At 40.9% G+C, this 24,231-nt stretch carries 24 protein-coding genes; 11 read left to right on the forward strand and 13 right to left on the reverse strand.

Annotated features, from left to right (window positions below; translation table 11 throughout):
- The 4 genes from pheS to K1X56_05460 all read left to right on the forward strand — a co-directional run.
- Positions 1–747 (forward strand): phenylalanine--tRNA ligase subunit alpha (pheS, locus tag K1X56_05445; GenBank protein MBX7094145.1); only part of this gene is annotated, 747 nt, incomplete at its 5' end.
- Positions 744–1,079 carry a hypothetical protein gene (locus tag K1X56_05450; protein MBX7094146.1) on the forward strand — a complete coding sequence of 112 codons (336 nt, stop codon included), beginning with the start codon at positions 744–746 and terminating at the stop codon, positions 1,077–1,079. The genes pheS and K1X56_05450, both read left to right, overlap by 4 nt.
- Before the next feature lie 61 nt (positions 1,080–1,140).
- Positions 1,141–2,208: a T9SS type A sorting domain-containing protein gene (locus K1X56_05455; protein ID MBX7094147.1), complete on the forward strand. Its 1,068-nt coding sequence runs from the start codon at positions 1,141–1,143 to the stop codon at positions 2,206–2,208.
- Between the two features lie 286 nt (positions 2,209–2,494).
- Complete coding sequence (locus K1X56_05460) at positions 2,495–3,772, forward strand: hydroxymethylglutaryl-CoA reductase (GenBank protein MBX7094148.1); 1,278 nt, start codon at positions 2,495–2,497, stop codon at positions 3,770–3,772.
- On the opposite strand, the gene K1X56_05465 is transcribed toward K1X56_05460, so the two are convergent.
- Positions 3,773–4,129 carry a response regulator gene (locus tag K1X56_05465; protein ID MBX7094149.1) on the reverse strand — a complete coding sequence of 119 codons (357 nt, stop codon included), beginning with the start codon at positions 4,127–4,129 and terminating at the stop codon, positions 3,773–3,775. It lies immediately after the preceding gene.
- A gap of 235 nt (positions 4,130–4,364) precedes the next feature.
- Here K1X56_05465 and K1X56_05470 point away from each other — a divergent pair, with 235 nt between their 5' ends.
- Positions 4,365–5,291: a bifunctional hydroxymethylpyrimidine kinase/phosphomethylpyrimidine kinase gene (locus tag K1X56_05470; GenBank protein ID MBX7094150.1), complete on the forward strand. Its 927-nt coding sequence runs from the start codon at positions 4,365–4,367 to the stop codon at positions 5,289–5,291.
- A gap of 41 nt (positions 5,292–5,332) precedes the next feature.
- Here the strand turns inward: K1X56_05470 and K1X56_05475 are convergent, their stop codons facing one another.
- Genes K1X56_05475 through K1X56_05485 form a run of 3 tightly spaced genes read right to left on the reverse strand, consistent with a single transcriptional unit; the run spans position 5,333 to position 9,012 of the window.
- Positions 5,333–6,178 carry a hypothetical protein gene (locus K1X56_05475; GenBank protein MBX7094151.1) on the reverse strand — a complete coding sequence of 282 codons (846 nt, stop codon included), beginning with the start codon at positions 6,176–6,178 and terminating at the stop codon, positions 5,333–5,335.
- Positions 6,179–6,181: 3 nt separating this feature from the next.
- Positions 6,182–6,655 (reverse strand): T9SS type A sorting domain-containing protein, encoded by a 474-nt coding sequence (locus K1X56_05480; protein ID MBX7094152.1) that lies wholly within the window; start codon positions 6,653–6,655, stop codon positions 6,182–6,184.
- The gene (locus tag K1X56_05485; GenBank protein ID MBX7094153.1) at positions 6,652–9,012 is read right to left on the reverse strand and encodes a gliding motility-associated C-terminal domain-containing protein; all 2,361 of its coding nucleotides are present in this window, start codon (positions 9,010–9,012) and stop codon (positions 6,652–6,654) included. Before K1X56_05485 ends, K1X56_05480 begins: the two co-directional genes overlap by 4 nt.
- A 161-nt stretch (positions 9,013–9,173) precedes the next feature.
- On the opposite strand from K1X56_05485, the gene K1X56_05490 reads away from it, so the two are divergent.
- Together K1X56_05490 and K1X56_05495 are read left to right on the forward strand one after the other, a co-directional pair.
- On the forward strand, positions 9,174–10,490 hold the full coding sequence (locus K1X56_05490) for a DNA photolyase family protein (GenBank protein MBX7094154.1): 1,317 nt from the start codon (positions 9,174–9,176) through the stop codon (positions 10,488–10,490).
- Positions 10,487–10,936 (forward strand): peroxiredoxin, encoded by a 450-nt coding sequence (locus tag K1X56_05495; protein ID MBX7094155.1) that lies wholly within the window; start codon positions 10,487–10,489, stop codon positions 10,934–10,936. Before K1X56_05490 ends, K1X56_05495 begins: the two co-directional genes overlap by 4 nt.
- Positions 10,937–10,940: 4 nt before the next feature.
- On the opposite strand, the gene folE is transcribed toward K1X56_05495, so the two are convergent.
- From folE to K1X56_05530, 7 genes are read right to left on the reverse strand one after another with little or no spacing between them, the layout of a single operon-like run.
- Complete coding sequence (gene folE / locus K1X56_05500; protein MBX7094156.1) at positions 10,941–11,633, reverse strand: GTP cyclohydrolase I FolE; 693 nt, start codon at positions 11,631–11,633, stop codon at positions 10,941–10,943.
- Positions 11,593–12,003, reverse strand: coding sequence for a 6-carboxytetrahydropterin synthase (locus K1X56_05505; protein MBX7094157.1), 411 nt, complete (start codon positions 12,001–12,003; stop codon positions 11,593–11,595). The genes folE and K1X56_05505 overlap by 41 nt, the downstream gene beginning before the upstream one ends.
- On the reverse strand, positions 12,000–12,542 hold the full coding sequence (gene idi / locus K1X56_05510) for an isopentenyl-diphosphate Delta-isomerase (GenBank protein MBX7094158.1): 543 nt from the start codon (positions 12,540–12,542) through the stop codon (positions 12,000–12,002). The genes K1X56_05505 and idi overlap by 4 nt, the downstream gene beginning before the upstream one ends.
- 16 nt (positions 12,543–12,558) lie before the next feature.
- Entirely contained in the window at positions 12,559–13,071 is a 513-nt protein-coding gene (locus K1X56_05515; protein MBX7094159.1) for a hypothetical protein, read from the reverse strand.
- Complete coding sequence (locus tag K1X56_05520; GenBank protein ID MBX7094160.1) at positions 13,068–13,910, reverse strand: phytoene/squalene synthase family protein; 843 nt, start codon at positions 13,908–13,910, stop codon at positions 13,068–13,070. Before K1X56_05520 ends, K1X56_05515 begins: the two co-directional genes overlap by 4 nt.
- Position 13,911: 1 nt before the next feature.
- Entirely contained in the window at positions 13,912–15,396 is a 1,485-nt protein-coding gene (crtI, locus tag K1X56_05525; protein MBX7094161.1) for a phytoene desaturase, read from the reverse strand.
- A 10-nt stretch (positions 15,397–15,406) separates the two neighbouring features.
- Positions 15,407–15,916: an RNA polymerase sigma factor gene (locus tag K1X56_05530; protein ID MBX7094162.1), complete on the reverse strand. Its 510-nt coding sequence runs from the start codon at positions 15,914–15,916 to the stop codon at positions 15,407–15,409.
- A gap of 225 nt (positions 15,917–16,141) precedes the next feature.
- Between K1X56_05530 and K1X56_05535 the strand changes: the two genes are divergently transcribed.
- On the forward strand, positions 16,142–18,226 hold the full coding sequence (locus K1X56_05535) for a CotH kinase family protein (GenBank protein MBX7094163.1): 2,085 nt from the start codon (positions 16,142–16,144) through the stop codon (positions 18,224–18,226).
- A 1-nt stretch (position 18,227) separates the two neighbouring features.
- Here the strand turns inward: K1X56_05535 and K1X56_05540 are convergent, their stop codons facing one another.
- On the reverse strand, positions 18,228–19,874 hold the full coding sequence (locus K1X56_05540; GenBank protein ID MBX7094164.1) for a hypothetical protein: 1,647 nt from the start codon (positions 19,872–19,874) through the stop codon (positions 18,228–18,230).
- A gap of 114 nt (positions 19,875–19,988) precedes the next feature.
- Between K1X56_05540 and K1X56_05545 the strand changes: the two genes are divergently transcribed.
- Positions 19,989–21,371, forward strand: a complete 1,383-nt coding sequence (locus tag K1X56_05545) for a CapA family protein (GenBank protein ID MBX7094165.1) — start codon at positions 19,989–19,991, stop codon at positions 21,369–21,371.
- Here the strand turns inward: K1X56_05545 and K1X56_05550 are convergent.
- Positions 21,361–21,975: a LysE family translocator gene (locus K1X56_05550; protein ID MBX7094166.1), complete on the reverse strand. Its 615-nt coding sequence runs from the start codon at positions 21,973–21,975 to the stop codon at positions 21,361–21,363. The genes K1X56_05545 and K1X56_05550 overlap by 11 nt on opposite strands.
- Before the next feature lie 84 nt (positions 21,976–22,059).
- On the opposite strand from K1X56_05550, the gene K1X56_05555 reads away from it, so the two are divergent.
- Both K1X56_05555 and K1X56_05560 read left to right on the forward strand, forming a co-directional pair.
- The gene (locus K1X56_05555) at positions 22,060–22,935 is read left to right on the forward strand and encodes a sterol desaturase family protein (protein MBX7094167.1); all 876 of its coding nucleotides are present in this window, start codon (positions 22,060–22,062) and stop codon (positions 22,933–22,935) included.
- A gap of 54 nt (positions 22,936–22,989) precedes the next feature.
- Positions 22,990–24,222 (forward strand): sodium:proton antiporter, encoded by a 1,233-nt coding sequence (locus K1X56_05560; protein ID MBX7094168.1) that lies wholly within the window; start codon positions 22,990–22,992, stop codon positions 24,220–24,222.
- The last annotated feature ends 9 nt before the right edge of the window (positions 24,223–24,231 follow it).

Genomic DNA, 24,231 nt, shown 5'->3' on the forward strand with positions numbered 1-24,231 from the left:
GCAGAAGTGATGGAATTAGGTGCTCGTCACCCCCTCTCCATTGTGCGAAAAGAAATCGACGCGATTTTTTCCCGTCTCGGATTTATTGTGGCTGATGGTCCAGAAATTGAAGACGACTGGCACAATTTCGGCGCATTGAATTTTCCGGAAAATCACCCTGCACGCGATATGCAGGACACCTTTTTCATTGAAAGCGGAGAACGCAATATTGCTTTACGCACTCATACCTCCTCCATCCAGGTGCGCATAATGGAGAGCACCAAACCTCCGATCCGAATGATTATGCCCGGAAGAGTTTACCGGAATGAAGCCATTTCGGCACGTGCACATTGCTTCTTTCATCAGGTGGAAGGATTGTATATCGACGAGAATGTTTCGTTTGCAGATTTAAAGCAGACGCTCTTATATTTTGCACAGGAAATGTTCGGAGAAAAAACAAAAATCCGTTTGCGTCCTTCTTATTTCCCTTTTACTGAACCCAGCGCAGAGATGGATGTTTCCTGTTCATTATGCAATGGCGATGGATGTAATGTTTGTAAATATTCCGGCTGGTTAGAAATTATGGGTTGCGGAATGGTAGATCCTGCCGTCCTGGAAAATTGCGGAATTGACTCGAAAAAATACAGTGGATTTGCATTTGGAATGGGAGTTGAGCGTATTGCTCAGTTAAAATACCAGGTAAAAGATTTACGACTCTATTCGGAGAATGATGTCCGCTTTTTAGACCAGTTTAAATCGGCGCATTGATGCAGTATCTTTTCTTTAAAGGAAAAACTTTAGGATCATTTTCTCCCGATGAAATGGATCCGCCATTCGGTAGCGGAATGTTTCATGCAATAGATAGTGAAGACCTGCCGGTGATTGATGCGCAAAGCTACCTTGAATTCACGCACAAAGAATTTGAACTTTCGGAAAGCGGAAAAGCCTATGCCGAATTTGAACGATGCCTGGAATGCGATTACGGCGATTTTTATTTTTCCAACCAGTGGCAAATCGGCGAAACACCCGAAAATGCCTATACCATCCTGCAACCGATGTTAAGTCGCGAAGGTTTATTGGTTTTTCAGATGGAAGAATAATTTTTTCTACGCCTTTGAACCCGGAACGGATCTGCGTGTACAGATTCGAAAACCAAAGGCCATGTCTTCACTTTTTATCCCTGAACCCTGCCACGAAAACTGGGGGAAAATGAATCCAACCGAACAAGGACGCTTCTGTGCGGTGTGCACTAAAGAAGTAATGGATTTTACCCGCAAAAACGAAGCGGAAATTCTCCAGCATCTAAAAGAAGCCGACGGCAAAACCTGCGGACGATTTTTACCTGAACAACTGGATCTGAAACTAACACCGCATAACCAAACCTCCAAAAAAGAAACCCGTATTAAACGATGGGCCATTTCGTTGCTGGCTATTGGCGGACTCTTCTCCCTCCAAAAAGAAGCACAAGCTCAGAAGATGGGAAAAGTTGCCATTAAAGGCGAAGTAAAAGCAATAGAAACGCATAATACCAATACACAAACAAGTGTGGTTTACGGACAAGTTCTGAATATGGACAACAAAGGCGTATCCGGTGCCTATGTTTCTGTGTATTCCGGAACAGAACTCATTGCAGAAACAAAAACCATGGCCAACGGAACATTCAGAATTGAGTTGCTTCCCGGAAAAATTATCAATGGAAAAATTTCTGTACACGCATCGCATATCAACCGCTATCGTTCTTTAGAAGATATTACCATCACCAAAGAAAGCACCCGCCTGTCGATCCGGCTGGAAGAGACTTATGCTATAATGGGTGATGTGGCCTATGTGGAACCGGAACAAGTGATTAAAGAAACTACGATCGACAGTTTAGCTGCCGATACTCTTTCTACATTGCCTGTGGTGTGCGAATCCACTCCTGAACGTATTCAGGAAGAAGAAAAAATTCAGGAAGAAATCCGTTCCTTTTCCATTGAGGAAAGCACTAAAATTCACTTCACCCAACTATACCCTAATCCGGGATCTTCTTATCTCAATATTCAACTTGAGCAGGAAAACACATCATTGGTGGAAGTATATAATCTCGAAGGAAAACTGATGTTATCCGCTCAGTATTCCAGTTCATTCATTACCATAGATACCCCGGGATTTAGTCCGGGCACCTATATCATCCGAATTGTTTCTGATGGAAAAACAGATTTGCATAAATGGATAAAAATGGCCGATTGATGCTTTTCGGAATTCTTCATTTTTACAACTGATTTTCCAATTTCCTGTTCCTTCCGAAGGGGGAAGCGATGTGTTTGTAGTGCACGCAACCATTGCTTCTCCCGTTTTTTTTATCACCCTGCGGGTGACAAAACCATTTTCTTTTTTCTGCGTACAAGCCATTCCGGCCGATTATCTAAATTAAATTTGAAAGCTTGTTTAGGTGCTAAAGCCGCTCATTTTCAATCCGTCCGAAGCACATTGGGGGATTTAATTTTGATGTATATTTGTTATAAATCTTTTCGTTATGAGCGCTTCGTTGGAGAAAGCAAAAAAGAACATTGAAAAACTCGTTCGCAATAATAAACTTGGTAAACTTTCTGATGATGTAAAGAATAGAATCATGCTTAATCGTGATGATTCTTTACAAAGTGATGAGCAGGTGTGCAACGCAGGTCAGATTCGCAGAATGGAATTGGTATCTGACAGCACCGGAAAAAATTATGCTGTATTACGTTCCAATGGCGGATTGAAAGATCTTGCCCACATGCAGGGAAATATTGAAAATTACATTGGAATGACCATGATTCCAACCGGAGTAATTGGTCCTGTTAGTGTATTAGGAAGTGAAGCAAGCGGTGAATTTTTTGTCCCCATGGCCACGAGTCAGGGTTCGCTTGTGGCGGCATACAACCGTGGAGCTAAAGCTTGTCGTTTGGCAGGAGGAATTACATCGGTTTGTGTTTCCGAAGGTGTGCAGCGCTGTCCGGTATTTAAATTCAACGACCTGTCTGAGGTGATGAATTTTTTGCATTGGGTATTGCAACAAGAAGTTATTTTCAGAAAAATATCTGCAGAAGAAAGTCGCTTTGCCGAATTATCGGAAATGAAAGCGCACGTTGAAGGGAATCACGTTATCCTCACTTTTGAATTCAACACCGGTGATGCGGCCGGACAAAACATCATCACTTTTTGTGCCGATGCCATTTGTAAATACATTGAAGAAAAATCGCCGGTTACGCCGAAAGAATGGTTTGTAGAAGGGAATTTCAGCGGAGAGAAAAAAGCGACGATCAATTCTTTTGTTGGAGTACGCGGTAAAAAAGTTTCTGCAGAAGTCCTCTTACCAAAGTCCATTGTGACTTCCGTTTTAAAAACCACTCCTGAACGTTTAGAAGAATATTGGAGAACCTCAACGCTTGGTGTTATTCAAAGCGGCGCCATTGGTGCGCAGGGACATGTTGCGAATGGACTAGCAGCTATTTTTATGGCTTGTGGTCAGGACGTAGCCTGTGTTTCTGAAGCCAGTGTAGGAATTACCCGAATGGAACGCACGCAGGAAGGCGACATTTACGCATCGGTTACTTTACCTAACCTTATTGTGGGAACCGTAGGTGGCGGAACACATTTACCCAGTCAACGTGAATGCCTTGAAATGATGGATTGTCTGGGTGCGGGTAAATCACGAAAATTTGCAGAGATCATCACCGCGGTGGTGTTAGGAGGCGAATTGAGTATTTCCGCTGCATTATCTGCCGGTCATTATGCCAAAGCGCATAAAGAATTGGGAAGAAAAAAAATCTGATTATTTCATCATTTCGCGAATCTTCCGAAGAAGCAATTCCGATTCAACGGGTTTGGTCATAACAAAACAATTCGGGATATCGGAAATATCCTGATTGGTTTTGATGTAACTGTTTCCTGTTGTAAAAACAATGGGACCATTCCATGATTTTCGCAATAAGCGCGCAAAACCGATTCCGTCTGCTCCACCCTTAAGCTGAACATCCAATATAATGGCATCAGGTGTTTCATTTTTCATGATTTCAATGGCATCATCCGGATGAGTGACGGTGGCAATAACCTGCACGCCTGATTTGGAAAAATGAATGGAATACACTTTTGCGATCAGGAGCTCATCTTCTACAATAAGGACTTTCATAAAGTAGAGAATGAGGTGATTATTATTCCATTAAGTTGTTCGCCGAATAATCGATTATCGCGCAAAAGCCCAATAGCTATAGGTGTTGGCCTGGTTTTCATATTCTGAATATATTAAAAAAATTGAAAATTTCCAAAATTGGGAAAGAGGAATTCGCGATAAATTATTTAGTCGGCTAACTATCAATGGTTTTCTAATGCGATGAATCTCTTATATTTGCAAAAAAAATTAAACCATGAGTCTTTTAATTGTAGGAACTGTTGCCTTTGACGCCATTGAAACGCCTTTCGGAAAAACAGATAAAATTGTTGGCGGAGCGGCTACTTATATTTCTCTTGCTGCTTCATATTTCAACAAAAAAAATCAATTGATAAGTGTTGTTGGCGACGACTACGATATGGGAATGCTGGATAAATTAAAATCAAAAGGCATCGACATTGAGGGACTGCAAATTAAAAAAGGCGAAAAATCTTTTTTCTGGGCCGGTAAATACCATTACGATTTAAACTCGCGTGATACTCTCGATACGCAATTAAATGTGCTCGCCACTTTTGATCCTGTAGTTCCGGAAGCTTATAAGAACGCAGAATTTCTGATGCTTGGAAATCTTGATCCGAAAGTCCAAATGCGCGTGATAGAGCAATTACCTCAGCGTCCGAAACTGGTGGTGCTCGACACCATGAATTTCTGGATGGACATTGCAATGGATGCACTGCGTGAGGTGATGAAAAAAGTAGATGTAATTACCATTAACGACGAAGAAGCGCGCCAACTTTCCGGTGAATATTCATTGGTAAAAGCTGCACGTAAAATTCTTACGATGGGTCCGCGCTATGTGGTAATTAAAAAAGGTGAACACGGAGCCTTGTTGTTCGATAAGGAACACATGTTCTTTGCTCCTGCTTTACCATTAGAAGAAGTTATGGATCCAACCGGAGCGGGTGATACATTTGCTGGTGGATTTATCGGATTTATTGCACACACGAAAGATATTTCATTCGAAAACATGAAACGTGCGATTATCATCGGATCATCGCTGGCTTCCTTTACCGTTGAGAAATTCGGAACGGAACGTATTGCCGATTTAAAAGAAGAAGAAATCGATGCCCGTATTCAAAGCTTTGTTGAATTGGTCGATTTCAATATTGAGTTTGTTGAGTGATTCTTCTTTAATCTATCACTTAAAACTGAAGAACACTGCGATTACAATCCGATTACAGTAACTGTTAATGTCCCCTGTAATTGCGGAGCGCTTCCTGAACTTACATTGGCAGTAGAAGCTCCGGTACCGGTTGGATAAACCGCTTTCACCTGAAAGGTGTGTGCACCCGCAGATAAGGTGAGGACTCTATCCATGGACCAGTTCTCAATCACCTGTGCAAGTCCTGTAGTATTCGCTGCAACGATTCTGCGTTCGGTTTGAATGGTTCCATTCACTGCGATTCCAACATCAACAATTGAATACGCATTACCTGTTGCTGTACATTGAATTCCTCCATCGGTATGCACAATCACTTTTGCATTTGCAGGAATAGTGATGTTAAGCGATAAGCCCGGAATGAGGGTATACGTTGTTACTCCACTTGTAACGGAAAGTTGTCCTGTTCCTGTAGCCTGATATGCATTCTGACCCAAACTACTCACGCTCGCCGCCGATTGTGCGTGCAGTGCATAAGGAACCGATAACAATTGAGTGGTTCCCATTAACTGATACGCTGTACCACCGCTGGCATCCATTTCTACTTTAATGAAAAAATTATTTCCTGCCCATTGGATGGTAGAAAAGGTTCCGCTAATTACTGTTCCTAATCCGATTTTTAGATTAGCTAATCCAAAATCATTGGTTGTTACATTATGACTTTCGGAATACACGGTTGTTCCCACTACACTGCCTTGTAAAATAGAAATTCTGAAGGACACGTTTTGTTGGCCCAATACATTTCCGCTTAAATCACGCGCCACGGCCTGATAGGAAAATGATTGCGGAGCTTGTGCCTGAGTGAACAAAAACTGAATAGAGAAGGCTAAAACTGCTAATGCTTTTTTCATGGTTTATTGTTTGATCAATGTAAAATGTTGTTTGAATTCATTGTTTCTTATTTCCAATAAATAAATTCCGGAAGGATAGGAATTCATGTCGATTTGAAAACTTGAGGCTATGTTATACCCGGTAGAATAAATCTGTTTTCCATCAATGGTAAATAACTGACATTCCAATAAAGAATACGTTTGTGTTGAACTGAGTTTTACCATTCCGGTTGTTGGATTTGGAAATGCACTCCAGGAAAATTGCTGACTCTGCTCTTCTACCGAATTGGCGTTTAAATCGGACTGATGAAAGCCTTGCGTTAAGATTGCAGATGCGCTGCCCACGGTTTCGATAACCGTTTCGCCGAGGGTCCAGCTGATTTGTGCAGTGGCTGAAGAAAAATGATCCCCTGCCGAAGCAATAACCGTTGGAGTTATACTTTGGGAATAACCTGTTGCAAGGGAAATAAAAAACAGAATTGTAAAAACTTTTCTCATTTGTTTCTCATAATATGAAAGTATCCGGAATAATCCTGATCGCCGGCATGGAGCACAAAATAATAAACTCCGTCGGGGTGACCATCACCTGTCCAGTCATTTTGATAATTATTTTTTTCGTAGAGTGTTTGTCCCCACCGGTTCATAATAACCAATGTATTTCCATTATAGAATTCAAGATACGGAAATACCAGTGCATCATTTATTCCATCACCATTGGGTGAAATAACATTAGGTGGTACAATGGTTAAAGGCAGTACATTGATTAAGCGGCAAAGTGTATCTACACAAGCATTGCTGGTTGCCGTTCCTAAGCAAATGAGATATTCGCCCGGAGTGGTGTAGATGTGTTGCGGATCAGAAAGGCTTTCTGTGGTTCCGTCGCCAAGATTCCAGTAATAACCAAGCAATGTTCCCGGTGTTTGAATCTGGGGATGAAAAGTGGTGTTCTGCGTAATGAAAACAGGATCGGGATCACTGGTAAAATTGATGTTCAAATTTGGTTCAACGGTAACCGGAATAAGAATGGTATCGCTGGTACAACCGTTCATGGTTACAAATGCCGAATAATTACTGGTATGAAGTATAGTATCGGTATTGCTCAGCAAACTGTCTGTAATATTTCCGGTACCTGAAATTCCATTTCCAAACCAATTGATTGTTGCACCGGGCAAGCAGGCGTTTAATGCGAGGTTCACATCTGCGCCGTTGCAAATGGCGAGACTATCCGGTGTAGCGGTGACTTGCGCAACCGGTTTAATGGTAAGTGATAAAGACGGCCAGCCACTCACTGAATTTCCGCAGGCATCAGTCACCGTTGGTGATGGAACCGCCAAGGAAGTTGCCGGATCGCAATAGTTGGGACAATTCGGAAGATCGAGGGTGAGATGTTCAATTTCATTTACGGGACTACAACCTACCGGCACACCCGCAGTTGAAGTTGTTCCACTCCAAGGATGCGAAAACGTAAACGGCGGAACACCATAACGCGCATAAATGGTAGCGGTGGTTTGACAAGTATTGGCACAAAGTGTAGCAGGATTGAGGTACACCTGTGATGTATAACTTTCTACTGTGTTGCCTTCGATATAAGCAGAAAAAGGCCAAAGGGTGGATGGTGTATAGTAGAGATAGGTTGTATTGCAACTGCTACCGTTGGAACTGCGCGACAAATGCATTCGCAGATAGAATGTGTATTGATTACAGGTTTGCGGATAACAACACATCAAAGGACTTTTCATATTAAAATCTTCGAGGTAAGCCGTACCCGGTGTATTTCCCGTTGGGGGTTGAACGGTGAAAATGGTGGACTGATTACAACTGGTGCTAAAATACATGGAACCATCTCCCATCACGGTAGTGGTAAAAGGATCGGCATAATAACTGGAAGTAACACTGAGGTTGTTAACCGTAATTGCTGCAGGAACCGTTATTAAAATACTATCCACATTATAATTGGGCGCGAAACAAGAGGGCATGTAAAAATTCGGATAGGTAGTGGTTGGTCCCACCACCAGCGGATCGATGGTAATGGGAAACTGACGCGCAGGATCGTGCATCCACTGATCGTTGACGATCAATTGAAGCTGAACCCGATTGCCGCGTTGCACAAAACGATATTCCCCAACGGTCCAGTTATTCGCTGCATCATAACAAAACACGGTATTGAGGTGCAAAATTTCTTTACCGGCAGAATTGATCATTTGTAAATGACCCGCCACTCCTTTTGCGCGCTGTTCACTTAATTCTTCCGCTGCAGAAATAACAAAGGGTTCATCCGCTGTATATTCTTCTTCAATAATTAAATCTCCCTGAGGAACGGCGGATGCATTTTTAAAAATGTAATTGTATTTAACTGCGCCCTGACGAAACAAAATAAACTTGTCCACACCATTCACCACATTGTGAAAAATGGCTGTATCGCCATGAACATTGGCAGAACCGGAAGAGAGGGATTGTCCGTTAATTTTTACAGCCGAAGAAAAAACAATTTGTTTTTCATTATAGCGAAACGACAATTCTCCTTTGGTATTGACAAATGCAGGCAGCGGTTGTTCGCTGACAGACCATCCTTCCTTTTCCTGTTTTAATTCGATATTAACGGGGATTAATTTTCCCTCCGGTGAATAATAATTCACCAGCTCTTTCGAAAAATAACTTACGTAAGTACCATCCGCTTTGCGAAAAGCAGAAGAATGTAATCCACGTTCCGAAACGATTTCATTCCATTGCTGTTTTCGCAAGCGATAGGGCAAGGATTCGATGGTTCCTGATTGAACAGGAGAGGAGATTTGAGCAAATAAAGATCCCGAGCAGAATAAGCCCGATAGAATCATAGCAACAAGGCGCTGTTTCATGTTCTTTTGGCAATAGGAGAAGCTATCAATGATACCTAAAAAAAGGGAGAAATCAAAGGAAAGAGGGTTGAAAATTCGGGTCTAATTATCAAGCAGGTAGTGGCCGGGAATGGAGGTAATATTCACCTTAAACAAAATCGGGACGCTGTTGTTTACCCTTTATGAGTTCATCCATCAGCATTTTCTGGCACCGGCGTGATTTAAGAACAGAGGATCTTCGTCCCCTCTCCGAAGCGCTGCAAAAAGAAAAAAACGTACTTCCCTTATTTATTTTCGACACGAATATTCTGAACCGACTGGAGAATAAAAAGGATGCCCGTGTAGAATTCATTCACCGGAAATTAAAGGAAATAAAAACGACCTATCAGGAACACGGCTCAGACCTATTGATAAAAATTGGAGAGCCCTTAAAAATCTGGAAAGAAATCCTGAATGAATACAAGGTGGAAGCAGTATATGCGGGGAGGGATTATGAACCCTATGCATTGGAACGCGACAAAGCAGTTTATGAATTTTTGCAAACAAAAAACATTCGCTTTTACGGCTTCAGAGACCATGTGATTTTTGAAAAGAGTGATATTGTTAAGGACGATGGAAAACCATATACTGTTTTTACTCCTTATTCGAAAAAATGGAAAAGTAAATTGCAGGACAGCGATCTTGCTTTGCAATCCTGCACCCCGCACTTTAAAAAACTATATTCCACTTCTCCCCTATACTTTCCATCCTTAAAGGAATTGGGATTTGAAGAAGCAGGCATTCCTTTTCCTGAGGAAAAATGCAGTGATGAGATCATCAAAAAATATCATGAAACCAGAGATATTCCTTCGCTGCATGGCACTTCACGATTAAGTCTGCATTTGCGGTTCGGTACCATTTCGGTTCGTCAACTTACCCGTGCCGCCTTAAAGTTGAACGAAAAATACCTGAACGAATTAATCTGGCGGGAGTTCTACCAAATGATTCTATATCATTTTCCCCATACGATAGAAAAATCATTTAAACCCGCGTTCGATAATATTCAATGGGAAAATAATGAAGCCCATTTTGAAGCCTGGTGTCAGGGAAAAACCGGATATCCGCTGGTGGATGCGGGTATGCGCGAATTGAATGCAACAGGTTGGATGCACAATCGTACCCGCATGGTGGTGGCATCGTTTCTCACCAAACATTTGCTGATTGACTGGCGTTGGGGCGAAGCCTATTTTAAAGAAAAATTACTGGATTATGAATGTGCCTCCAACATAGGCGGCTGGCAATGGGCATGCGGATCAGGAACCGATGCGGCACCCTATTTCAGAGTGTTTAATCCCACTACACAGCAAGAAAATTTTGATCCTGATAAAATCTATATTAAAAAGTGGATTCCGGAATATGGCACTAAAAAATATCCCGACCCCATAATTGATCACACCTTCGCGCGCGATCGTATTCTAAAACGCTTTAAGTTTGCGCTGGACGAAAAAAAAGCTGTATGAAAACCGGAGATTTAATTCCAGATTTATCCCTCAGCAACGAACAGGGGGAATTGATTTCACTACGAAAATTTATCGGGTTAAAATCGATGGTAGTTTACTTCTATCCGAAAGACGATACCACCGGCTGCACCCGTGAGGCTTGTGCCTTTCGCGATCATTATGAAGATTTCACTGAAGCCGGAGCAGAAGTGATCGGAATTTCTGCCGATGATGAAAAATCGCATCAACACTTTGCAGCAAAAAATAAATTGCCTTTTAATCTACTTAGCGATCCCGATAAAAAAGCCCAACAAGCTTTTGGTGTGAAGCGAGGTTTATTGGGATTGGTTTCAGGAAGGGAAACCTTTGTATTTAACCGGGAGGGGAAACTCATTCACCAATTCAGTTCACTCATTCGCTTTGAACAACACGTGAAAGAGGCGTTGAAAGCGATAAAGGGGGAGTAAAGGGTTAACCCATCTTCACATAAGAAAAAAATTCTCTGCGGGTTTCTTCGTTTAAAAACTGACCATGATAACTGGAGGTAACCGTTGAAGAATTTACATCTTCTATTCCGCGTACAGAAACACACATGTGTTTTGCGTCAATAATCACCGCTACGTCTTCTGTTTTTAACACGCGTTTTAATTCCTCCGCAATCTGAATGGTGAGGCGTTCCTGTACTTGCGGACGCTTAGCAAAGTATTGGACAATGCGGTTAATTTTCGATAATCCGATTACATTTCCATTGCTGATATAAGCCACATGCGCTCTTCCGAAAATGGGGACAAAATGATGCTCGCAAAAGGAATGAAGCGTAATGTCCTTTTCCACCAACATTTCCTTGTAATGGTATTTATTCTCAAATAAAGCAATCTTTGGTTTGTTGGCGGGATTCAATCCACTGAATACTTCCTCCACATACATCTTGGCAACACGATGCGGTGTTCCTTTTAAACTATCGTCGTTTAGGTCGAGACCAAGCGTCTCCATGATCTCGGAAAAGTGATAGGCGATTTTTGAGATTTTTTCAGCATCGGATAATTCAAATGCGTCTTTTCTCATGGGTGTTTCCACACCAGTGAAAAGGTGTTCGTTTCCTTCTTCTTCCCAGATGCGGATTTTATTGTCCGCTATATTCAACACTGTTTCTGTCGGTTTCATGCAATACAATTTTGAGTTGCATAGAACTAACAATGTGTGGACGTAAAATGTTCCAGATAACTACTGCAATATTTTCGGCGGTGGGATTTAAATGCGCAAATTCCGGAACGTCGAGATTTAAATTCTTGTGATCGAAACGTTCTTCAATTAATTTCTCCATTAAATCACCCAAAATTTTGGTGTCCATAACATAACCCGTTTCCGGATCTATTGGACCCGTTACGTGAACAAAAAGAGAATAATTATGCCCGTGGTAATTCGGACGATTGCATTTACCGAAAATCTGATTGTTTTTTTCTTCTGTCCACTCCGGATTATGCAAGCGATGAGCAGAATTAAAGGATGATTTACGGATGACGGTAGCAATCATGATGCGCGTTTGTTTTTAATTTTTTTATCGTAATAGTCCATTAACTCATCAAAGCAAATTCTGAACCAGGCTGTATATCTATTCGGAAATTCTTCCAGATCAGATTTTAATTCATGCAACGAAATCCATTTGTAATCGGAAACCTCTTCCGGATTAATGGAAGGTTGCTGGTTATAGGAGCCAATGAATACATGATCGAATTCATGTTCCGTTAATTCATTTTCGAATTTTGCTTTGTAGATAAATGAAAAAGCCGGATCGATGTCGCACTGAATTCCCATTTCTTCTTTGAGTCTGCGTAAAGCCGCATCCTGTACAGACTCTCCCGGACGAGGATGAGAGCAGCAGGTATTGGTCCACAATCCCCCTGAATGATACTTACTCAATGCTCTTTTTTGAAGCAGCAATTCGTTCTGATCATTAAACAGGAAAACAGAAAATGCACGATGCAATACGCCCTGACGGTGCGCTTCCATTTTTTCCATGGTGCCGATCTGATGATCATTGGTATCTACCAATACAACGTGTTCCTGATGAATGGGATTCATGTTCCGGTTATTGGAGTGACTTTTTCTCCGCTTCAGTGAGGTGTTTGGACTGCAGCAAATATTTTTTCACCTGGTTAATATAATACGAATCATTGGTTTTTTCGCGGAAAGAAGACCAATTGTTTAAAATGAGCTTTTTGTCGCTCTCTAATTCCGATGAATATCCGAGAAAAGAAGGACATTCTGCCTGAACGGTAAATCGTATAAAGCGCAATTCGGTATCGGATTGTTTTTCTTTAATGGCACTTTCTATGAGCGATTTTCCTTCGTTAAAGCGTTTCAGTTTTTCGAAAGGATTATAACTTTGATCGGCCGTCATGGTAATAGCCGCACCTTTATAAGCCCGTAAACGAAAATCGGATTTGGCATCGTTATCTGAAATAGATTGTATGATTTTATCCACCACGGAATTATTCGTGGATGCCTGAAAATACCATTTCCGCACTTCTGTAATTGTGGGTGAAGCAATGATTGAATTCGCGGCGACAATAAAAAGAAGAAAGAGTAATTGTTTCCTCATATCAGATTAAAACTGTGGCGTACAAAAGATGAAAGAAACAAACTGTATTTTTTTCCATTGGGAATACGCACACGCTCATTCATGATTTTATTAGCCGGCAATGATTTTATTTTTGTGAACAAGCGATAATAATACACATAGGCCACATATACCCCAAAACGGGCATCTTTGGGTAACTGAAGAATTCCGGTGTAGCCTTCATGAAAATCTTTTTCAATATCCTTTTCAATCTGCTTTTTGGTTGCTTCGTTGAATTGCGACATGTCCACTCCCGGAAAATAAATTCTTCCGAGGGCGTTGACATCTTCATTGATATCGCGCAAAAAATTTATTTTCTGAAAAGCCGATCCCAGTTTCATGGCAAAAGGTTCAAGCTTGTTGTAAAGCGCATCGTTTCCTTCTACAAAAACACGAAGACACATACAACCGACTACCTCAGCAGATCCAAGAATGTATTTTTCATAACCATGCTGATCGTAGCTGTTTTTATTTAAATCCATTTCCATGCTATCGAGAAACGTATCAATAAGGTGCATCGGAATCCGGTATTTATTTACCACTTCCTGAAAGGCATTCAGAATGGGATTGAGTGAAATTTTATCTTCAATCGCTTCATAGGTATCCTTTCTGAATTTTTGCAACAAGTGTTCCTTGTCATATTCATGAAAGGTGTCCACAATCTCATCTGCAAACCGTACAAATCCATATACGGCATAAATCGGATTTCTGAACCGGGAGTTCAAAAAGCGGATTCCCATCGAAAAGGAAGTGCTGTAAGATCTCGTTGTCATTTTTGAACAACGCACCGAAACTTCATCGAATAAATTTTTTCCTGCCATGTTAGATTGTATTTGGAATACCAGTTTCTTTTGCAATTAATCGTGCAGCTACTTGTCCGCTTATTAATGTGGGCGGCACTCCCGGACCGGGAACGGTAAGCTGTCCGGTAAAATATAAATTGGAAATTTTTTTGCTTTTCATTCGTGGTTTTAAAACTGCTGTTTGCTTCAGCGTATTGGCTAATCCGTATGCATTGCCTTTAAACGCATTATAATCATGAATAAAATCCTTGTGCGCATACGATCGTTTTAAAACAATGTGTTCACGGATAGTTTGATTGGTCAGTTTTTCAAAACGATCGATCACCAGATTAAAATATTTTTCACGGATTTCTTCATTGTCTTCCAATCCGGGCGCAACGGGAATTAAAATGAAAAATGCTTCATGTCCCTCCGGTGCTACCGAGGGATCGGAGACGGATGGACAACTGGTATAAAACAATGGTTTTTCCGGCCATTGCGGATGATCGTAAATTTCTTTGGCGTGCTGACCAAAATCTTCATCGAAAAACAAAGTATGATGAAGCATTCCCTTCAGCTTTTTATTTAACCCCAAATAAAAAATTAATGAAGAAGGGGCCATTACGCGTTTATCCCAATAACGGGCGGAATAATTTCTGTCCTTTTTATCCAGCACTTCCTGATCGAGGTGATGATAATCTGCACTTCCAACAATGACATCTGCTTTATAAATTCCATTGTTGGTGTGAACGGCAGTAATTTTTCCGTTGTTGGTTTCGAGCTTTTCTACGGTTGTATTCAATAAAATTTCTACACCCATTTCTTTAGCTATGCGTTCCATCCCTTCAACAATTTTTCCCATTCCTCCCACCGGATACCAGGTACCCAATGCCATATCGGCATAATTCATTAATGAATAGAGCGCCGGTGTTTTTTCGGGCTTGGCTCCTAAAAACAAAACCGGAAATTCGAGCAACTGAAGTAAACGCGGATGAGAAAAATAACTGCGTATATAGGAAGAAAACGATTTTAATAAATGCATCTTCATTAGTCCACCCAACACTCTGCGGTCTGCAAATTCCATGAGTGATAAACCGGGACGATACACCAGGTCGTTAATTCCTACTTCATATTTATACTGCGCGTCTTTTAAAAATTTTCTCAATTTTTCTCCGCTTCCTTTTTCGTACGATTCAAACATCGCTTCGAGTTCCTTCATGTCGGAAGGCACATCCATATAATCACCCGGTGAAAAATAAATGCGGTAAGAGGGACTCAATCGTTCAAGTTGAAAATAGTCGGATGGTTTTTTTCCGAACAATGAAAAATATCGTTCAAACACATCGGGCATCCAATACCACGATGGTCCCATATCGAATGTAAATCCATCTTTACGGAACACGCGTGCACGTCCGCCTGCCGATTCGTTTTTTTCAATCAGCGTAACTTTCATGCCTTGCTTTGCCAAACACGACGCGGTGGAAAGTCCGGCAAAACCTGCTCCAATAACAATGGCTGTTTTCATTCTGATTTTATCAATTAAAACGGTAATCGGTAAACTTTTCCATCAGTATTTGACGGGCAAGAAATATTCTGCTTTTTACCGTACCAATGGGAATTCCCATCTTATCGGCGATGTCTTTGTATTTATATCCGGCCAGATGCATATTGAATGGAACTTTATATTCATCAGCCAATTCATCAATGCCTTTTAAAATTTCTTTCTCCGTTAATACAGAGTCGGGAGAAATCGATCCCTTGGTTTGTGGAATATTGACATAATGTAAGTCTTTTGTTCCGTCCACAATCGTGTTCGATTTTTTTCTTCTTCTGTAATTATTAATAAAGGTGTTTTTCATGATGGTGAATAACCATGCACCGAGATTGGTACTATCGGCAAACTTTTCACGATAAGTGAAGGCCTTTAATACAGTATCCTGAAGTAAATCCTTCGCGTCCTCCTGATCGGAAGTCAGACTAATGGCAAACGCTTTTAATCGCGGTCTCATCATTAGCACATGCTGATTGAATTCAATGGCAGTCATACTCTTTTGTTTTTTTGTTGAACAAATCTATGAAAAGATTAAACAAAACCAAGCATTTTGTTTAACTATTTTCATCACATTGTGAAACAATAAGTGTTATTTGCTTGATTTTCAACAATAGTAATACTACCAGACGCCGGCTTTTAAAGCTTAAACAAAAGCAGGTAAACGGATTTAGGGCTTGGGCCTAACTTATCCTTAACTTTCGGCACACAAGAACGCAACATGAGAATCGCTTTATTGGCAGCTCTTGCATTTACGGCTGCAAGTGGAATAGCACAAACCTTTAACGGAAGCGGGGGATTAATTCCTGATAACAATACTGCCACCGATTTTATCATTAATGTAGGCGGACTATCCCCTTCAACCCTTGACCAATCTCATGGGCTTGTTGGTGTTTGCATCACTATTACACATACCTGGGATTCGGATTTAGATGCCAAGTTAATTGCACCGGATGGAACGGTGATGACCTTGTTTTCGGGCGTTGGTGGCGACGGTGATAATTTTACTTCTACCTGTTTCGATCAGAATGCTGCTTCATCCATCAATACCGGTAGTGCACCATTTACGGGAAATTTTAAACCACAGTCCAATTTAGGAAATGCGAATAATGGTCAAAACGGAAATGGAAACTGGATTTTAAGAATCACCGATCAGTGGGCGCAGGACCAGGGTAATCTTTTAAACTGGAGTATCACCTTTGGAAATAATGCACCTATTCCATTTGCATTTTCCAGCACCAATATTCCATTGGTGATATTAAATACCGGAGGTAACACCATTCCCGACGAACCAAAAATTAACGGAACCATGAAAGTCATCGATTATGGTCCCGTACTTCGTAATCACCCCAGTGATATCGCCAATATTTACGATGGAAACATCGGAATAGAAATGAGAGGTGCTTATTCGCAATCTTTACCGCAAAAACCTTATAATGTAGAACTGCGCGATAACATTGGAGCAAAACTCGACAGCGTAATTTTAGGAATGCCGGCCGAGCACGACTGGCATTTGATTGCAAACTACAACGACAAAAGTTTTTTGCGCAATGCACTTGCCTATAAACTTTTTGCAGAAGCAGGAAATTATGCAACCCGTTTTCAGTTTTGTGAAGTCCTCCTCAACAACGAATACCAGGGAATTTACATGTATACCGAAACCATTAAGCGCGATGCAAACCGGGTGGACATTGCAAAACTCGACACCAATGAAAATGCAGGTCGTGATTTAACGGGTGGATACATTATTAAAAATGATTACTGGGATAATTCCAATTCATGGTTACTCAATTATCATCCTATCGATCATCCATCCTACGATGTTCACCTCGTTTACCATTATCCAAAACCCGATGTAATTACACCGCAGCAAAAAACCTACATCGCTACTTTTATTAATGATTTCGAGACGAAATTATATGATGTCAATTTTCAGGATACCAGTAACAATTATTTGCAGTACGCCGATTTAACTTCCTTTCTCGATTATCTTATCATTAATGAATTAGCCAGAAATAACGACGGGTTTAAAAAAAGTTCTTATTTCCATAAGGACAAAGATCCGGTAAGCGGATGGAATAAACTATTTGCAGGTCCGGTGTGGGATTTCGACTGGGCATGGAAAAACATCTGGGGCTGCAGTATTTTCGAAGCGACCGACGGATCCGGTTGGGCACATCATATTAATGATTGTGGTCCGGATGTAAATTCTCCCGGTTGGTATGTGCGTATGATGAGCGACACCAATTTTCAAAATTCGCTGCGTTGCCGTTATGAAAATTTACGCCACTCCATTTTAGACACCACCTATCTTTTTAATTATATCGATTCGATGTCAAACGTATTGGACGAATCGCAACAACGCCATTATGAATATTGGGGACACATGGGTCTAAACACCGGCGCTCCCGAAGTGGAATCGCCATCGGTGAGTTACAGCGAAGAAGTGTTGCGTTTAAAAAACTGGATCCGGTTGCGCATTGAATGGCTCGATAATAATATTCCGGGAAATACAGTAGCTTGTTCCTGGACGTCCACGCCTGAATTAACCCTGGAAAAAACATTTCGGATGTTCCCTAATCCCGCCAACGAATTTGTGGTCATTGAAATCAATGAAAATGCTTCCTCCATCGATGGATTTGTATTGCGCGACATGCAGGGCAAAATGCTGCTTCAAATTCCAAATACAGGCGCAAAAAATCATATCCTTCAAACCTCCGGATTATCTTCCGGAATTTATCTGCTGGAATCAGTAAACAGAGACGGAATTACCAATGGTTATTCCAAATTAATTGTTGCGCACTAAATTACCGCAAGCCTTCGAAAAAGTGAGGGAATGATTGTACATCGTGAATGTAGGTCAACTCACTTTTCGCTTTAAAGGCATATACTTCTAAAAAGGCTTTTAATTCTGAAGCAGAACTTTTTTCAATATAACCTGTGGCATCCGCTAAAACGGCAATGGCAGCAACGGAATGATGGGGTGAATATTTTCTCGCGCATTTCGCTTCTATTTTTTCCAGCGCATTTTTTAGTGCGAGCGAACGGTTTCCCTGATAATTTTTATTGATAAATGCAGTTACTTTATCGCCACATTTATCAGGAGAAATAAATTTTCTGTCGCTCCGTGCAGGATGTACCCAACGCATACTCGAATGGGCTAATTGCAACAATATTTTTTCGGAGCTACGGTATCCTTTTTTGCTTGTGATTTTTTTGAATTCGCTTTCTGCCAGCTTAAACAAAGAGCTTTGTTCGGGACGAAATCCCAATCGGTAATAAAACCAAAAGCTGCCGGATTGAATTCCATCCGGATTGTCGAGTCCGATTTGATATGGATCCACCGTAAATGTATCGGCGCGGAAATGCAGGGCATATAAACGCAGCAACTGACAAACCACATTGGCAGATTCGCCTCCACGGAATGGAGGAAAAATATTTACGCCAAATCCCGATTCTTTATTCAGCAACCAACCTCCTCCGTAAGCACAGGGAACACCATTTTTAAACAGCATGTATCCTGCATACGATTGCAAACTCATTTTCATTTCCGGTTGCATATAATATAACGCAATGCTGATTCCTCTTCCCATATCAAACAACTCGGTCTCCTGCACCTGCGCATAAGTAATGGGATCGGTCTCCCGTTGCAAACCGGCCAGTGTTCCCTTTCCTAAATCAATCAATTTCTCTTTATCACTTCGTGAAAGTGAAATCTTTTTAGGCACGCCTTGTGCGAGTGCAGTGCTAATATCCATTCGTTTCAAAATGCCGTCGCTATGAATAAATCGTTTACTCTTTGGTGCCCGGGCTCCAAACATGGTGGGTGCATCGGATTTTGTTTTCCAGGATGTATAGGTTTTAAACTCCGAAAAAATAAATTCTTTGGCAGCCAGCGGAAGGGATAAACGACGGGTCTCCTGCACTACGTGACGCAATAATTGGTGTTTGCTTTTTTTACTTCCTGTTATTTCTTCCGACCAAACATCCCATTCTGATTTTGAAGCATTCATCACTTCCTGCTCCATCGGATTTAAATTGAAATTTAAAAGTCCCGCAATAAACGCTTCGTTTTGTCCTTCGGAATACCATGCCGCCTGTTCGCCAAATTTTTCGATCAGCCATTCATTATGAACTAATGAAAAATTAGCGCAGATTTCTGATCCGGGAATTCCGGAATTATAATAAAGCTGTTCTTTGTGCTTTTTACCAAACTGCTCTACCTGAGCAATAATTTCTTTCAATCGTTTCTCTGCTAAATCAAACAATTCGCGTGTTGCAGGATAGGCTAGTGTAAACAAACATAATTCAGCATAATGAATCATTTCTTTACCATGTTCCATTTTGCGGGGCGATAGCTCTTTAAACAACTGAAGACATTTTATAATATCCTCTTTCGTAAAGGAACGTTGGATTTGTTCCAGTTTTTTTAATGCTGCGCGGTGACTAGCCATAATTTCCCTTTTTTGAAAAATAACAAAAAGCCAGCTTGGTTGAGCTGAATTTCTGATTTTGATTTAGAAATCGTTTTATTACGTCCGATTTAACTGTATTTTTCGAGTCGCAAAATGACATTCGACAGAAGAAAATATAATCCGGTAAGGGCCTGGTCGGCAAAAGGAAAATTTCTAACCGCTACCGTGCGGGCTTTATTTGGACTGCGAAGGCTTTTTGGTGCAAAAGACTGGGAAAGTGTTTGGCCGGAACACCACGAAGATCCCTTGCACATGAAGAAAGCGGAGCAGCTTTATTTCGGACATAAATATTATTACCGCGCCATTACCTCAGCAGAAAAAGAACTGAATACCGAAACGCGATTCCATTTGTCGGACGCTGTTTTTAAAAAGGACTCCTCCTTCCTTCCCGATTCGGAAATTACCTTAAGTGCAGGTGGAGATTTAATGCCTTATGCTTCCATTCATCCGGATCATTGTGCCGGACTCTGGGATGAAATCGGAAATGATTTTTTTGGAAGCGATCTTGTAACAGCCAATTTGGAAACGCCACTCGATAGAAGTAAAAAAGCATCCTTTGTTCCTGAAGTGATGCTTAACCATATGTATTTTAATGCCAATGAGGACATGTTTAATGTGTTCAACGGAAATCTGAAATACAAATCGTACAATGTGTTGTCGGTTGCCAATAATCATTCGCTGGATATGGGAGTTGAAGGACTTCGTTCCACTATGCAATTTTTAGATGAAAAAGGAATTTCGTTTTGTGGGGCGAGAGAACAAGAAGGAGATGTGTTCAGCATACCCATCATCGAAAAAAAAGGAATTAAAGTAGGGTTTTTAGCCGCTACCTTTTCGTTGAATGCGGAACAACTTCCTCCGGATAAAACGTGGATGTGTGATCACCTTGCCTTGAACCTTCCTCATCCGGATATTTCGCGACTGGTTCAACAAGCAAAATGGGCCCGCGAGCAAGGTGCTGACTTTTTGGTTGCGCATTTACATATGGGTTGCGCTTACCAGCCTTATCCTTCCATGCATTCTGTGAACAACATCAAACAAATTATAGAAGAAACGGGAATAGATCTGGTGCTTGGTGGTCACCCTCACAATGCTCAACCTTCGGAACTGATCCATGTTACCGATCCATTCAGTGGAGAAAAGAAAGAAAGTTTTGTGGTTTATTCCATGGGCGATTTTGTAGCCTACGATATTTTTAAATGGTGTCACCTCCCCTTAACCTTTCGTTTTTCCATAGGTAAAAAAGGGAATCGAACCAAAATTACGGCTATAGAAAGCCGATTGCTCTACTTGCATGCTTCCATTGAAAAAGGAAAAATTCGTCACTTAAAATTCAGAGATTTTCAATCCTGCTTTAAAGCTGAAACACGAAATGCGTTTGATGCCGAAACACGAAAAGAATTAGAGGAATTAAAATGGTTTGCGGATCGTTATTTATATCGCGGTAACCTGGAGAATTATCCCTTTACTTCGTAAAAAAAGGTAAAATCAGGTAGAGCGCAAATCCGATGAAAATCACACCGACAATCCGGTCGATGATGGTTAAAAAACGATCGGTAATAAATCGTTTCAACTTAGAGGCTCCTAAAGCAATTAATGTCTCCATACCGAATATGGCGCTCAATGCACCGGAATAAAAAAATACACTTTCTGTAAGCGAATATCCGGCCACCTGAGTGATGTGCGTAGAAATAGCGGTCCAGCCAATAAAATTCCCGGGGTTTAATCCGTTGAGTAAAAATCCCATTCCCGCAAAATGCCAAAACCGACCTCCATTGGTTTCGGGAAATGCCGCCTTCTTCCGTGAGCGGAAATTATTTAATCCGTAGAGCAACAAAAATATTCCTCCGGCAATCCGGACATAGTTTTCTGTTGTTCCTCCTTCGGGAATATAAGCGGCTCCAGAACGTGTTATTAATATAAGCATGGTATCGGAAACAATCACCCCCATGGAGATATAAATCCCACTACGAAATCCGTTGTCGATCGAGTTCTGGATCAATGCAAAAAAAACGGTACCGAGCATGACGCTCATCACCATTCCGGTGCTTAATCCATAAAAAATCGGTTCCAAACTCATTCTTTTCTCAAATCTACGGATTAATCCCTGCAATTTCTCTTATCCTTTAAGAAACCTTTAGTTCACATTAACTAAATTTGCTCCATGGAAAATTTTCTGGAAACAGTCCTCTTTCTCATTACCACGCCACTGTTTGTCATCTTTATCGGATTAGAAATGTATGTGTCCAATAAAGAGCGCAACCACCGTTATTCCGTTGCGGGATTTTGGGAAAACATGTATTTGATGATTGTAAATACAGGACTCGATTTATTAATGCGTTTGTTTGCCATTTATTTTTTTACGGAAATTTTAACTTATCGCGCCGTTGAATGGAATGAGGGAATTGCTTATTGGATTTTACTTTTTCTATTTGAAGATATCACTTTCTGGACCATTCACTATGTGGATCATTATGTCCGCCTGTTCTGGGCCGTTCACATTACCCATCACAATTCGGAGGAATATAATTTAACGGTTGGACTCCGCTCTTCCTTGTTTGAGCCGCTCTATCGTTTTATTTATTTTATTCCCATGGTGATTCTCGGTTTTAAAGTGGAGCACATCTTCTTTGCTTATTCGGTAACTCAGCTTTATGGTGTTTTTCTGCATACTCAATACGTAAAAAATTATGGCTGGTTCGATCTTATTCTGATTTCTCCTTCACAACATCGCGTGCATCATGGATCCAATGTTCGTTATCTCGATAAAAACATGGGGATGTTTTTAAACATCTGGGATAAACTATTTGGCACCTATGAAAAGGAAAGCGAAGCGGTAGTCTATGGCATTACCAAAAACATCCATTCTCACGATCCGCGCGTGGTGGTTTTTCATGAGTTTAAAAACATAGCTGAGGATGTAAAAAAAGCTCCGGGTTTAAAAGCGAAATTCATGTATATATTTGGACCTCCGGGTTGGAGTCACGATGGATCCCGCAAAACCTCAACGCAACTGCGAAAAGATGCGGGACTGGAATAATGTCCGTTTGTAGCGTTTTTCTGTTATTTTTACTCCACCAAACCGGAACATTCCATGAGCACCGAAATTATCATAACGATTTGCGTATTGCTGCTCATCGCCTATGTTTTCGATTTGAGTGCTTCTAAAACAAAAATTCCTTCCGTTATTTTATTGCTTGGTCTCGGCTGGCTGGTTCGCCGGGGAACGGAACTTTTTCATCTTCGGATGCCCGACCTTAATTCACTTTTACCCATTCTGGGAACCATCGGATTAATTATGATTGTTCTGGAAGGTTCAATGGAATTAAAAATAGACCGAAGTAAAAAGAAAATTGTCATTAATACTTTCCTTCTTTCGCTTATCCCGCTCCTATTGCTATCGTTTTTGATGTCGTACGGATTTTACCTGGCTTATCATGTAGATTTCAATAATGCGCTTTTAAATATTATTCCGCTCACCATCATCAGCAGTGCTATTGCAATACCCTCGGTAAAAAAATCGCGCCCATATATCCGCGAGTTCATTACTTATGAAAGTAGTCTTTCTGACATTCTCGGAATTTTGTTTTTCAATTTTATGTTGGCCAATGAAGTGATCGACGGAAGTTCGTTTTTACATTTTGGACTTGATCTGATCATCATCTTTTTAATTTCATTGGTTGGCACCATTGGATTGGCTATGATGTTAAACCGGATTGATCATCACATCAAGTATACGCCCATCATTTTATTGATCATTTTAACCTACGCCATCACCAAGGTGTATCATTTACCAGGACTAATTTTTATTCTCGTATTCGGAATTTTCCTGAGCAACCTTAATCTTTTGCAACGATTCAAAATCATACAGCGATTTCGTTTTAATGAAATTGAAGATGAAGTGTATGCCTTTCATGAAATCACAACAGAAGCCGCATTTCTGATTCGCTCCTTGTTCTTCCTTCTGTTTGGATATCTCATCGAAACGCAGTCGCTGCTCAACATTGAAACATTAGGCTGGTCGCTGGCGATTGTTGGCGTTATTTTTATCGTTCGCTTATTCCTCCTGTTTGCATTCCGACAACCCCTTATGCCCACCCTGTTTATTGCGCCAAGGGGATTGATTACGATTTTACTTTTTTATTCCATCCCCGATGCCCGCAAAATTACAGGCGTAAACGATTCGCTGATTATTCAGGTTATTGTGCTTTCTGCGTTGTTAATGATTATCGGATTTATGTTTACCTCGGGAGAAAAAGAACTGAAAAACCCGGTCGCAGAAATTCAAGAGGAGAGTCCTGAAAGCAGCAGCAATGAAGAAATGTGACTTAAATCA

Source organism: Flavobacteriales bacterium (genome assembly GCA_019694795.1).
Classification (GTDB): domain Bacteria; phylum Bacteroidota; class Bacteroidia; order Flavobacteriales_D; family UBA2798; genus UBA2798.